The organism is Alloactinosynnema sp. L-07, from assembly GCF_900070365.1.
In the GTDB taxonomy this organism is placed as follows: domain Bacteria; phylum Actinomycetota; class Actinomycetes; order Mycobacteriales; family Pseudonocardiaceae; genus Actinokineospora.
On record NZ_LN850107.1, the window covers coordinates 3613947 to 3626593 of the forward strand.

The window sequence follows — 12647 nt, forward strand, 5'->3', positions numbered from 1 at the left end:
GTTATTCTTCGAGACCCGCGCCCTCGGCGAACTGCGAGATGCGGAATACGACGAACTCGGCGGGCTTGACCGGGGCGATGCCGATCTCGACGGTCAGAATGCCGACGTCACGGTTCTCCGGGGGGTTGTTCTCCTCGTCGCACTTGACGAAGAACGCCTCGGCCGGGGTGCGCCCGAACAGCGCTCCGTCGCGCCACACGCGGCGCAGGAACATCGTCACGGTGCGCTTGACCGAGTCCCACAGCTTCGGGTCGTTGGGCTCGAAGACCACCCAGTTGGTGCCCTGCAGGATCGACTTCTCGACGTAGTTGAAGAGCCTGCGGACGTTGAGGTAGCGCCACTCCGGGTCGCTGGACAGCGTGCGCGCGCCCCAGACCCGGATGCCCTGGCCGCGGAAGGACCGGATGCAGTTGACCGCGATCGGGTTGAGCAGGTCGTGCTCACCCTTGGTGATGTTGAGTTCCAGCGTCACCGCGCCGCGGATGACCTCGTTCGCCGGTGCTTTGTGGACACCGCGGCTGGAGTCGTTGCGCGCCCAGATGCCTGCCATGTGCCCGCTCGGCGGGACGAACACCTGCTTGCCCGCGACCGGGTCGGCCACCTTGATCCACGGCCAGTAGAGCGCGGCGTACTTGGAGTCGTACCCGGCGAAGTCCATCCGCCAGTCCTTGACCTCCTGCGCCTTGAGCCCCGGCGGAGTGTCCAAAATGGCCACTCGGTCGGCCATCAGCTCGCAGTGCGCGATCATGGCCAGCTGCACGGCCTTGACGTCCTCCATGGTCAGCGCGCCGCGCTCCAGGGCGGCCATCAGGTCGGGCACGCACAGCATGGTGACCTCGTCGAGCGCCTCCAAGCCGCCGAACCCGGTGCGGTCGGCGGAGTTGCCGACGTACTCCTTGGCGTCGACCTTCGCGGGCACCGACGGCGGCGCGGCCAGCGCGATCTCACCGGTCTTCGGCACGCTGAGCGCCTTGCCCTTGGTCTCCTCCACCGAGATCAGCTTCGACTGCTGCCGCACCACGGTGGCCACGTTGTTCGGGCCGCGCCGGGTGCTGACGTTGTCGAACGTCTCGACCGGCTGGCCGGCCTTCTTGACGACCAGCTTGAAGACGTCCTCGCCCTCCTCGCTGGCGGGCGCGACCTCCACGGCAAGGTCCGCGGCCTCGGCGGCGCGCGCGGTGATCGTCAGGCCGCCGCCCGCGGCGCCCGGCAGCTCGGCCATCGGCACCGACACGATCTGCCCGTCGGTGTGGCCGTTGCCCTCGGCGCCCGCGCCCCCGACCCGGACGACATAGGCGACGCCGCCGCCGTTCTGGAAGTAGCCGTAGACGGCGTGGGCCAGGTAGTAGCCCTCGACGAAGTCGCCGAAGTTGGTCTTGAACTGCGTCCAGTTGGTCACCAGGACGGGCTCGTGCAGGGGTCCGCGCTCAGCGAACCCGACAAAGGCGGCCACGGCGGTGCCCACGGCCTCGATGGGCCGCGAGCCGGAGGAGACCTCCTCCATATACACGCCGGGCGCGAGATAGCTGCTGGCCATCGAAGGATCTCCCTGCGTCGGACGGCGGGACACTTCCCCCGAGCTTGCTGCGGCGATCCAGCCGGGCGCAGTCGCCCGGGGGCGTGGGCAAGGGCAGGTGGGACCGCCCCTTCGGGCGAATCCGGGGCGCCGATAGGACGGGCGGCCGCCCGTCGTGTCGAACCGGCCGACCGCCCACACTGACCACCGTGATCCCCGAGGTCGACGACGCGCTGTGCCAACTGCTGGGCCGCAGCCTGCCCGAGGGCACCGCGGTCCGACTCGACCCGCCGAAGCCGACCTGGCAGACCGAACGCCCGTCGAAGGTCATCGACCTGTTCCTCTTCGGCCTCCACGGCGACCCCCGCGGCCGCGAGTCCGGCTTCGACCAAACCCGAGACGACCGCGGCGCCGTCATCGCCCGCCGCGAACCCGTCCGCCGATGCGTCCTGTCCTATCTGGTCACCGCGCGGGCGCCGAAGGTCAGCGAGGAACACCTGCTCCTGGACCTGGCCCTGCGCACCATGATCTTCGCCGACGCCATCCCGCCAGACTGTCTAAGTGGGACGCTCACCGAAGCGGCGGTGTTCCTGTCCATCTCCCCGGACGCCCCGGGAGACCTGTGGAGCAGTCTGGGAATGCCCGCCAGGGCTGCGTTCATCGCCTCCGTGAGCGCGCCTTATGTGGCCGCCGACGACACCGACATCGCGCCTCCCGCCGAGAAGATGGCCCTTCGGTCCAATCAGGACGTGCCGGGGAAGCTGGCGCCCGCGGGTGACAAACGCTGGGTGCGCACATGAGCTTCGCGGCCAAACAGGGCGACAAGGTCATCGCCACCGACACCCACATCCTCATGGTCCCCTCCCCCGGCGGCCCGGTGCCCACCCCCACCCCGCTGCCGTTCGTCGGCACGATCACCGGCGGCTGCAGCACCAATGTGATGATCGGCGGCATGCCCGCGGCGGTCACTGGAAGCACGGTGACGAACTCGCCGCCGCACATCTGTCCTCCCCCAGCGACTTTTCAGGTGCCGCCAACCAACCAGGGCACAGTGTTGAAAGGCAGCGGCACTGTCCTGATCAACAACAAACCCGCCGCACGCAACGGCGACAAGGTCAACACCTGCAACGACCCAACACCGCTGCCCAAGGGCTCGATCATCGCCGCGGGCACAGTGATCATCGGCGGCTGACCTCGACCAACGGCCCAGGCGCGAACGGCACCGCGACCAACACCATCACGCCGACGGCGGACAACTCATGGTCGTGCCGCACAAACCACGCCCGCGCGTCCGGCGACCCATCCCAAGGCGGCACCGCGGGCTCCCGATGCGGCAGGGCCGACACGTCCAGCGCGTACCCCACGCGCCCCCAAACCTCGGTGTCGACCCGCGTGTACCGAACATCGCAAACCCCAGTGAACGCAACGATGTTGGGCGGACGGAACATCCGTCCGTTCTGGGTGAACGCGTGCCCGGCCCCAGCGGTGATCCGCGGCGATGAAGACCCGATCCCGCCGACCATCACCCCGGTCGCCACGTCACGCAACGCCGCCAGGGAGCGGGTACGCGCCTCGGCCGCGGGCTCGGCCGAGGTCGTGACATGGATCTCCCCTTCGAGTCGCAGCGACACCGTTACGGCGACATGACCGATGTCCACAGTGGCGGTCGCGACCGGTGTCCTGGGCAAGACATACCCGAAGCCGACACCGTCCCGGGAGATCTCAGACCCACCCATGTCGCCGCCTCTCGCGCCGCAACAACCGTATGCGGCGCGAATGATCGGTGACGACGACCGAAGGGGCAGCAGTTCGGGCGTGGCGGCAAGTGCGTTGAGCACGAACGTTCGCCGGGTATCGGCCTGTCCACGGCGTGGCTGGCAAGGCGGAGGGAAGACCGTAGTACCGGGTTGTACTTGGGCTTTCCGACAACGCAGCCAGGCGCGTCGTGGGCAGGTCGAGACCCGGTGAAGGTTCGTGGTCAGCGCACTAGCCTCACACGCTCGAAACACGCGAGCCCCCACTTGGCAACAGTCGGCACGCACGATAGGTGCATGGACACCACCGCTACCCCAACGACCTGGCGCCTGCGGGTTCGCATCGACGACCGGCCGGGCACGCTCGCGCGCGTCACCACGCGGTTGGCGGCGCGGGACTGCAACGTGCTCGGGCTCTCGGTGCTGCCGGTGCCCGGCGGCGTCATCGACGAACTTGTGGTCAACACACCCGCCGGGGTCGAGCCAGCCTCGCTGATCGACGACATCCGGGCCGAGGGCGGCCGGTGCGTCGGCATCACCAGGGCCGACCTGCGCCAGATGGTCGACCGGACCACCGCCGCGCTGCGCGCCGCCGGTTCGGCGATGCGGGATCCGGGGTCGACCGCCGAGTCGGTGCGCACGCTGCTTGGCGCGGACTCGGTCAGCATCGTGGACGCGGGGACGGTCCATGGCGACGAGGGCGGGCACCTCGCGGTGCTCGCCCTGTCCGAGGAGGCCACGCTGGTGGCCCGACGGGGGTGGGCCCCGTTCACCGAGGTCGAGCTGGCCAGGATGGCCGCCTTCGTGGACGTGCTGACCGCCGGTGCCACCAGCGCGGCCGCCCCGACCGCCGTCATCACGCGCACCGGTGCGGGCGTCGTCCTGCGCGACGGCACGCCCGGCGACGCCGAGGCGGTGTCCGACCTGCATGCCCGGTGCTCGGCGCAGACGCTTTTCGCCCGGTACCACGCGGGCCTGCGCACGCTGCCCCGCCGCTGGCTGCACCGGCTGCTGCAGCCGCCCCGGGGGCGGACGCTGCTCGCGGTGAGCGGGACCGAGGTCATCGGCATGGCGCAGCTCATCCGCACCAACGACCCGGCCGAGGCGGAGATCTCGCTGCTGGTCGAGGACGGCTGGCAGAAACAGGGCCTGGGCACGGCGATGATCGCCCGGCTCGGTCAGATCGCCCGCGCGGGCGGTCACCGGCGGATGATCGCGTGGTGCCTGATGTCGGAGGTCGGCTTCGAGCGGGCGGCAGCCGCGTCCGGGCTGCCGGTGTCGATCCGGCACGAGGACAGCATGCTGCGCGTCGCGCTGTCGGTGGAGCAGGCGCGGGTCTCCAGCGCGGAACGCGACTTCGTGGCGAAGTGACGGCGGCCACTTCCCCGTTGGGACCTACTCGGAAGTAACATGGGACCCTGAGTCGAGCTTAGGAGCCCCCATGAGCACCGCAACGACCACGAACACTCTCGGCGCGGTGCCCGGCGCCCCCACCATTGTCCGGGCCACCAGCCTGATCGACCGCGCGGTCACCGGCACCGCGCCGACCACGGTCCAGATGCTGGCCCCGTTCACCGGTCTGCCGCTGGCCAGCCTCCCGCAGATCGATGACCCCGATGTGCGCCGGGCCTTCGCCCGGGCCAGGGTCGCCCAGGCCGAGTGGGCCACCACGCCGGTGGGGCAGCGGCAGCGGGTGTTCCTCAAGCTGCACGACCTGCTGTTGGAACGCCAGGACGAGGTGCTCGACCTGATGCAGGTGGAGACCGGCAAGTCGCGGCTCGACGCCTACGACGAGGTCGCCGTCACCGCGATGACCGCGGCCTACTACGGCCGCAAGGCGGCCAAGCTGCTCGCGCCGCGGCGCAAGGCGGGCGCGCTGCCGGTGTTCACCCGGACCACTCAGGTGCGCCACCCCAAGGGCGTCGTGGCGATGATCTCGCCGTGGAACTACCCGCTGGCGCTGACCGGCATGGACGCGATCCCCGCGCTCATCGCGGGCAACGCGCTGGTGCAGAAGCCGGACAACCAGACCGCGCTGACAGCCCTGTGGCTCAACGAGCTGGCCGAGGAGGCGGGCCTGCCCGCCGACGTGTGGCAGATCGTGCTCGGCCGCGGCTCCAAGATCGGCACCGCGCTGATCGAGGAAGGCGACTACCTGGGCTTCACCGGCTCCACCGAGACCGGCAAGAGCCTGGCCGCCAAGGCCGCCGCCCTGCTGACCAGCTACTCGATGGAACTCGGCGGCAAGAACCCGATGATCGTCCTCCCGGACGCCGACATCGACCGCACGGCGGCGGGCGCGGTCACCGCGTGCTTCTCGTCGGCCGGGCAGCTGTGTGTGTCGGTGGAGCGGATCTACGTGCACGACAGCGTGCGCGATTCGTTCACCGAGGCTTTCGTCGCCAAGACGCGGGCGTTGAAGCTGGGCACCGAGCTGACCTACTCGGCGGACTTGGGCTCGCTGACGTCGGCTGAGCAGTTGGAGACGATCAGCACTCACGTCGAGGACGCGCGAGCCAAGGGCGCCACGGTCCTGGCGGGCGGCAAGGCGCGGCCGGAGGTCGGACCGCTGTTCTACGAGCCGACGATCCTGACTGACGTGCGCAACGGGATGACGCTGTACAAGGAGGAGACCTTCGGCCCGGTGGTCTCGATCTACGGCTACAGCGACGAATCCGAGGCCATCCACCAGGCCAACGCGACCCGGTACGGGTTGAACGCGAGCGTGTGGACACGGAATCGACGCGCGGGGGAACGGGTCGCGGCGCGGATTCACGCCGGGACCGTGAACGTCAATGACGGCTATGGGGCGGCGTTCGGCAGTCTTGACGCGCCCATGGGCGGTATGGGGGACTCCGGGGTTGGGCGGCGCAATGGTGAGGAAGGGCTGACGAAGTACACGGAAACGCAGACGATCGCGGCTCAGCGAGTGGTGCCGCTGCGGCCGTGGAAGGGCGTTCCCGCCAAGGCTTGGACGAAGGCGTTGACGATCGGCCTGAAGGCCCTGAAGCGCTTGCCGCGCTAGAGGTAAAGCAGGACGTAGCTGAGCCAGATGACAACGAAGACGGCGCTTCCCGACGCCAGCGCGACGATTCGGTTGCGGGTGAATCGTTTCGCGGTGGACTCGTAGGCGCCGAACGCCAGGAAGCCCAGCAGCCCGACGGCGAGCACTACGGTCGCGGCCGGGCTCTGGCTCCATCCCCAGATGCCCACGGCCACCACCCCGGCGAACAGTGCCAGCGCCAGAACGGCCAACAGGGCCTCGCCGAGCGCTTCCATGATCAATTCGAGGATCCCGCTCAAGAACCTGACGATCAAGTCCAGGATCGCCATGATCCCGCGGCCGATCGCGGCGCCGAGGCGAACCGGCCAGGTGCGCCAGGGTTGGGCCTGGTCGCGGCGGATCCGGCTGAGGGCGCGCTGGGCTTGATCAGGATCACGGCGCGGGGCGGTGGGGCTCGGCGTCACGCCTTCATGATGCCTGGTCCTAGGTGGCCGACGGTTCGGTCAGCAGGCCGCGTTCGTAGGCCACCGCCACCGCCTCCGCGCGTCGACTCGCGCCGAGTTTGGCCATGATTCGGCTCAAGTGGACGGACACGGTCTTCTCGCTGATGAACAGTTCGTCGCCCACCTGCCGGTTTGTCCTGCCCTGCGCCACCAACGCCAGGACCGATCGTTCCCGTGGCGTGAACAGATCAAGTTCGTCGCGGGTCTCGGTGCTCTCGTCCAGCGAGATCCGGCCCCGTCGGGCCATCTTGCGGATCGCCTCGCGGAGTGGGCGGGCGTTGAGGCGGGCGGCTACCGCGTCGGCGGTGCGGAGCTCTATGGCGGCTTCGTCGCGGTGGTCGGCGGCCAGCAGGGCTTCGGCGTGGCGGCGGCGGCACACGGCCTGTTCATAGACAGCGCCGTAGTCGAAGGCGTCGACGGCCGCTTTCCAGAGTGCCGGGTCACCTGGACCGTCCAAGCGGCTGGCTTCGGCTTCGGCTCGGGCCAGCCAGGCGCGGCCTTCTGGGCCAAGGTCGCCGGTGCGGGGGCGGCCGGTGCGGGCGGTTTCGCGGGCCAGGTCGATGAGGCGCTTGCCATCGACGACGGCTACCTGGGCGGCTTCGGTGTCGCGGCGGGTCAGGGCGGCGTGGGCGAGGTCGGCGTGCGCGGCGATACCGAGGGCGGCCATGCGGATGCCCGCCAGGAGCACCGGCCCGCCGGTCTGGGTGACCCACTCCAGCGCGTCGTGGACCCACTCGACGGCGCGTTCCGGGCGGCCGCGCCAGGTTGCCAGTTCGGCGCCGACGCCGCCCGCGACCAGTGGGATCTGCAGGTCACGGTGCCATTCGGCGCGTAGTTCGGTGACCAGGCGCTCGGCTTCGGCGAAGCGGCCGCGGGCCACGGCGACGTAGGCGCCGACCGCGGCGAGGCGGGCGGAGACGGTGTTGGAGACCTTGTGTCCTGGCGGTTCGGCGGCGACCTCACTGCCGTCCCAGTCCCCCGCGGCGTAGCGGATCACGACCTGCACGACGCGCAGTTCCAAGCCGTAGGTGCTCCACGTCAGGCCGGTGTCGCGGGCGCGTTCGACGCCTTCGTCGACCACGCGGATCGCGTCGGCGAGCATTCCGTGTTCATAAAGGTTGACGCACAAGGAATACAGCGCGCGCAGCTCGACCGAGATGACGTCCGCGTCCACGGCGCATTGGCGGGCCTCGGCGAGTCGTTCGCGGGCGTCGGCGCCCTTGCCGTCGGCCTCAGTGAGGATGGCCAGGGTGATCAGCGCGTCGGCCTCGGCGCCGCCCGCGTCGACGGCGCGGGCGACCTCGACGGCACTGCAGGCCATCTCGCGGGCTTCGGTCGGGCGATCGACCGCGCGCAGGATCGTGGCGTAGTAGGTGAGCACCCACGCCCGGTCGGGGTCGACGGGCTGGTCGGCCAGCAGCGCCCACGCCTGTTCGATGTGCTCCAGCGACTCCTGCTCGCGCCCGTCGATGACATACAGAGCCATCGCCAACCGCGCGAGCCGGTTGGCCAAGTCGACCGGGTCGTCGCCCTTGCGCGCCAACGCCGTCGCCGACTTGGCGAAGGCGATGGCCCGCTCCGGGTCGCCCGACGTGCCCGCGGTCCACGACGCTCGGCGCAGCAGGGCCATCTCGTCGACATCGGGGCGCGCGTCGGCGGGCACCGCGTCCCACAGTTTCAGCGCGCGTTCCAGGTGTTCCAGCGCCTCGGCGGGGGCGCCCTGTTGCTCGGCGTCCTCGGCGGCCAGGACCGACGCGGCCAGGGCCGGGCCGAGTGCGTGGCTCTCCATGCTGTGGTGGGCCAGTTCGGCGGCCACCCCGCGCATCCCGGACTTCCCGGTCAGCTCCCTGGCGTACGCGGCGTGCAGCCGGACCCGCTCCCCCGGCAGCAGGTCCCCGTACACCGCCTCCCGCATCAGCGCGTGGCGGAACAGGTAGTACTCGCCGTCGCCGGACACCAGGACGTGGTGCTGCACCGCCTCGCGCAGCGCCTCCTCCAGGTCCGGGTCGCTCAACTCGCTGACCGCGCGCAGCCGGGCGTCCAGCACCCTGCGGCCGGCCACCGACGCGACCCGCACGACGCCCTGGGCGGCCGGGCTGAGCCGCTCGATCCGCGCGAGCAGCACGTCCATCAGGGTCGTCGGGATCCCGCCGCCGCACTCGGCGAACGCGGCCAGCAGTTCCTCGGCGAAGAAGGCGTTGCCCTCCGACCGGCCCGCGACCGCGCGCAGCACCGGCTCGCTGAGCCGTTCCTCGGCCAGCGCCGCGACGAACGCGCGCGAGTCCGCCGAACCGAACGGGGCGAGTTGGATCCGCTCGACCTGCGGCAGCCGGACCAGCTCGGCCAGCAGTGGCCGCAGCGGGTGGCGCCGGTGCAGATCGTCGGACCGATACGTTCCCAGAACCATCAACCGCTGGTCACGAAGCCGCGACAGCAGGAACGACAGCAGGCTGCGGGTCGACGCGTCGGCCCAGTGCAAGTCCTCCAGGATCAGCACTACCGGGGTCTCCCTGGCCAGATCACCCAGAACGCCGTAGACGGCGTCGAACAGCTGCAACTGCCCGATGTCCTGCTCCGAGCGCGACCCCGCGGACGGCATCGACATCCCCGACACCAGCTGCCGCTGGTCGGCCCGGTCGGGCAGGGCGACCTCGGGGAACAGCCTGCCCAGCGCGGTCCAGTAGGTCACCCGGTCGCGGACCCCGGTCAGCGCCTCGGCGATCGGCAGATACGGCAGGCCGGTCTCGCCGACGTCGAGACAGCGGCCGGTCAGCACGACCGCCCCCTGCTCGGTGGCGTAGGCGGTGACCTCCTCGGTCATCCGCGTCTTGCCGACCCCCGCGTCCCCCGCGAGCAGCACCGCGCACGCTTTCCCGGACGTGGACGCGTCGAAGGCGGCGCGCAGACCGCGAAGTTCGCGGCCGCGCGCCACCAACGGGATTCCTGACCCCAGACGCGGCATGGCTGGCATCGTCGCACAACCTCGTCGCGGCCGGTCAGGCAGCCGAACGCCCGTTCGTTTTGGGGTCGCCCCGGTGGCGCAGCATGCGCTGCCACCAGACGGGGGTGGCCTGCCGGACCTCACGCAGGTGCAGCCTGCTGGTGCGGTCCATGGTGCCGTTGCGGCGGTAGTTGACCTCGGCCTCGACGGCTTCCGGTGTCCACATGGTCTGACTCCTCGTCATCTGTTTCCTTGGTGATGACGAGATTGCCGCTGAGGCGGCAGGGCGAACATCAGACGATCACGCAGTCCTGGGCGTCTGACCCCTTACCCGGCCGTCGCGGGGGCCGCTGAGGCCGGGGTAAGGGATCCCGGTCGGGGTCAGTCGGTGGTCAGGCCGTCGTCCTTGACGGTGGCGAGGAAGGCACGCCAGCCGCCGTCGCCGAAGGCCAGGTGCCCATGGCCCGCGTTCTTGGAATCCCGCACCGCCGCGCCGCTTCTGCGCACGACGAGCTCCACACAGTCGTTCCCCGCACCACTGTGCGTGCTCTTGCGCCAGTGCGCGCGGGCAAGGTCGGTTACGGTCACGCCCCGCTCCTCTCGCTTTCTCCGGGTGTGCGAATCAGCCGATCGGCTGCCCGCCGGATCAGGGCGACGGTGTCATCGGGTTTCAACGCCGCCGCTCGCAAATGGTCGAACATCAACGTATACCGGCGCACATCGGAAGGCTGTTCCAAATAGACACCCGAGGTCGTGTTCTCCACATAGACCACATCGGGGTCGGCTTGTTCCGGGAAACCCAGAATGAGGAACGGCGCCTCCATGCCCGCGTGCGCGCCCGCGGTAAACGGCACGACCTGCAGGGTCACGTGCGGGAGCGCGGCGGCCTCGGCCAGCCGCAGCAGCTGCGCGCGCGTGACCGCGGGGCCGCCGACGAGCCGGTGCAGCACCGCCTCGTCGATCACCGCCCAGTACTCGGGCGGGTTCGGGTCGGTGAGCAGGCGCTGGCGGGCCAGCCTGCCGCGGACCCGCTTGTCGATCTCGGTGTCCGCGACGTCGGGGCGGATGGCCCGGATGACCGCGCGGGTGTAGTCCTCGGTCTGCAACAGCCCGGGGACCAGCAGCGCCTGGTGGGTGTGCAGGGAGGCGGCCTCGGACTCCAGGCCGACGAAGGACCCGGTGAAGACCTCGGTGTAGGCGTGCCACCAGCCCTTCTGCCTGGCCTCACGGGCGAGCTGGACCAGGGCCTCGCGCTTGTCCTCCTCGATGCCGTACAGCTCGAGCATGTCGCGCACGTCGCGCGGGGTGACCCCCACGTGCCCGGTCTCGATCCGACTGATCTTCGACGCCGAGCACTCCAGCTTCTCGCCGACCTCGTCGATGGTCAGGTTCGCCGTCTCACGGAACCGCCGCAGCTCGCCCGCGAGCCGCCGGCGCCGCACGGTCGGACTGAGATCACGCGCCACGTGTGGTTCACCTCGTTTCACTGGCTGAACGAGCGAGCGTCCGCCGTGGATGCGGATCGCATGCAAGTCTCAATGCTGATCTTGCCGGGCACAAGGGACTGTCCGCCGTGTTTCGCCGCGATTCTGTGAGCGGTTAACTGTCCCGTTCACGAATATCACCCGATCGTGTACTGCAACTTGCAGAATGCGGGCGCGACCACGCAGTCTCTTGGGAAACCACATGCGGGAGAGCCGCGCCACCGACCGGAAGGGACACGGGTGAACGAGTCGATCTTCGGGCACATGGAGGCGTCGCTACAGGACTATTTGTCCACTCTCAGCACCAGAGTGGTCGCGGGCGGTGACCACACCGCGGCCGAACTCGCCCGAGCGGAACTCCCCCGCGTCGTGGCCGCCCTACAGGCGTTGCTGGACGAGCATCACCCGGACGAGCAGGGCCGCTGCCCGACCTGTCGGACCCGCCTGTTCACCCGCGCCCCCGCACCGTGCCGCGCTTACCTGACGGCGAACCTCTGCTTGCTGATGACTGAGGACACGGACACTCGGCAGTATCGCTAGGGGCTCCTACAAGGACGCTGCTCCATCCACGTGACGCAGGACCGGGTCATCGAATACGACGTGCCCGACCGCGAAGGCAACGGCACGGACGAACTGAAAACCCATCTACGCGGACGGGAACCAGTATTTTCCTGCATGGTCGTGCAGGAAAATGAGCGGTGGGCTCGACGCATCCGGTTAAACTCGCGGGCATCGCGGGGATCAAAGGCCAGACACAGCAGCGCGGCGTCGAGCGACGCCGCCGCATCGTCCCCTGATGCGCTTCCGCCCCATCTCGCCCGCGGCCCTGGCCGACGAGGTGGCCGCGCGGGCCACCGCCCGCGAAGGCCGCCTGCGCCTGTTCATCGACGGCGCCGCGCCCACCGCCCCGGCGACCCTTGCCGACGAGATCGCCCAACGACTGAGGGTCGCGGGGCGGCCTGTGATGCGGGTCTCGACAGCCGACTTCCTGCGCCCGGCGTCCCTGCGCTTCGAACGCGGCCGCACCGACCCGGACGCGCGGTACTCCGACTGGCTGGACGTCGGCGGCCTGCGGCGAGAGGTGCTGGACCCGCAGGCGGCGGGCGGCTCCGGCCGGGTCCTCCCCCGCCTGTGGAACGCGCGGACCGACCGCTCGGCACGCGCGGACTATGTCGAGGTGCCAGCCGACGGCGTGGTGATCGTCGACGGGGAGTTCCTGCTGGGACAGGGCCTGCCGGGCGAGCTCACCGTGCACCTGTGGCTGTCACCCGGCGCACTGGCGCGGCGGCTGGCGGCGGAGGAGCACTGGGCGCTGCCCGCGTTCGCGCGCTATGAGCGGGAGGCGCGTCCGCTGTATCTGGCCGACGTGGGAGTCCGGGCCGACGACCCACTGCGGTTGGCGGTACTGGACGAGGCCCCGAGGTGAGGTTCGCGCAGTCTGAGTG

The 12647-nt window shown here is 70.2% G+C and carries 13 protein-coding genes; 6 read left to right on the forward strand and 7 right to left on the reverse strand.

Going from position 1 to position 12647, the window contains the following annotated elements; genetic code table 11:
• Position 1: 1 nt before the first annotated feature.
• A complete protein-coding gene (locus tag BN1701_RS15820) occupies positions 2-1537 on the reverse strand; it encodes a phage tail sheath subtilisin-like domain-containing protein (protein ID WP_054049633.1) in 1536 nt (511 codons plus the stop codon).
• 188 nt (positions 1538-1725) lie between these two features.
• On the opposite strand from BN1701_RS15820, the gene BN1701_RS15825 reads away from it, so the two are divergent.
• Together BN1701_RS15825 and BN1701_RS15830 are read left to right on the forward strand one after the other, a co-directional pair.
• Positions 1726-2316, forward strand: coding sequence for a Pvc16 family protein (locus BN1701_RS15825; protein WP_054049635.1), 591 nt, complete (start codon positions 1726-1728; stop codon positions 2314-2316).
• Positions 2313-2708: a PAAR domain-containing protein gene (locus tag BN1701_RS15830; RefSeq protein ID WP_054049637.1), complete on the forward strand. Its 396-nt coding sequence runs from the start codon at positions 2313-2315 to the stop codon at positions 2706-2708. Before BN1701_RS15825 ends, BN1701_RS15830 begins: the two co-directional genes overlap by 4 nt.
• On the opposite strand, the gene BN1701_RS15835 is transcribed toward BN1701_RS15830, so the two are convergent.
• Positions 2695-3252, reverse strand: coding sequence for a hypothetical protein (locus BN1701_RS15835; protein ID WP_054049638.1), 558 nt, complete (start codon positions 3250-3252; stop codon positions 2695-2697). The genes BN1701_RS15830 and BN1701_RS15835 overlap by 14 nt on opposite strands.
• Before the next feature lie 315 nt (positions 3253-3567).
• Here BN1701_RS15835 and BN1701_RS15840 point away from each other — a divergent pair, with 315 nt between their 5' ends.
• Complete coding sequence (locus tag BN1701_RS15840) at positions 3568-4641, forward strand: GNAT family N-acetyltransferase (protein WP_054049639.1); 1074 nt, start codon at positions 3568-3570, stop codon at positions 4639-4641.
• 70 nt (positions 4642-4711) lie between these two features.
• Complete coding sequence (locus BN1701_RS15845; protein ID WP_054049641.1) at positions 4712-6295, forward strand: succinic semialdehyde dehydrogenase; 1584 nt, start codon at positions 4712-4714, stop codon at positions 6293-6295.
• Here BN1701_RS15845 and BN1701_RS15850 read toward each other — a convergent pair.
• From BN1701_RS15850 to BN1701_RS15865, 5 genes are all read right to left on the reverse strand, one after another.
• A complete protein-coding gene (locus BN1701_RS15850) occupies positions 6292-6738 on the reverse strand; it encodes a hypothetical protein (protein WP_054049643.1) in 447 nt (148 codons plus the stop codon). The two genes, BN1701_RS15845 and BN1701_RS15850, sit on opposite strands and share 4 nt — an antisense overlap.
• Positions 6739-6757: 19 nt before the next feature.
• Complete coding sequence (locus BN1701_RS15855) at positions 6758-9748, reverse strand: AAA family ATPase (RefSeq protein ID WP_054049645.1); 2991 nt, start codon at positions 9746-9748, stop codon at positions 6758-6760.
• A gap of 25 nt (positions 9749-9773) precedes the next feature.
• Entirely contained in the window at positions 9774-9944 is a 171-nt protein-coding gene (locus BN1701_RS35595) for a hypothetical protein (RefSeq protein WP_157368012.1), read from the reverse strand.
• A gap of 155 nt (positions 9945-10099) precedes the next feature.
• On the reverse strand, positions 10100-10306 hold the full coding sequence (locus BN1701_RS15860) for a DUF397 domain-containing protein (protein WP_054049647.1): 207 nt from the start codon (positions 10304-10306) through the stop codon (positions 10100-10102).
• A complete protein-coding gene (locus BN1701_RS15865; protein ID WP_054049649.1) occupies positions 10303-11184 on the reverse strand; it encodes a helix-turn-helix transcriptional regulator in 882 nt (293 codons plus the stop codon). Before BN1701_RS15865 ends, BN1701_RS15860 begins: the two co-directional genes overlap by 4 nt.
• A gap of 258 nt (positions 11185-11442) precedes the next feature.
• Between BN1701_RS15865 and BN1701_RS15870 the strand changes: the two genes are divergently transcribed.
• Both BN1701_RS15870 and BN1701_RS15875 read left to right on the forward strand, forming a co-directional pair.
• Positions 11443-11742 carry a hypothetical protein gene (locus BN1701_RS15870; protein ID WP_157368013.1) on the forward strand — a complete coding sequence of 100 codons (300 nt, stop codon included), beginning with the start codon at positions 11443-11445 and terminating at the stop codon, positions 11740-11742.
• Between the two features lie 256 nt (positions 11743-11998).
• Entirely contained in the window at positions 11999-12628 is a 630-nt protein-coding gene (locus BN1701_RS15875) for a uridine kinase (RefSeq protein ID WP_054049651.1), read from the forward strand.
• The last annotated feature ends 19 nt before the right edge of the window (positions 12629-12647 follow it).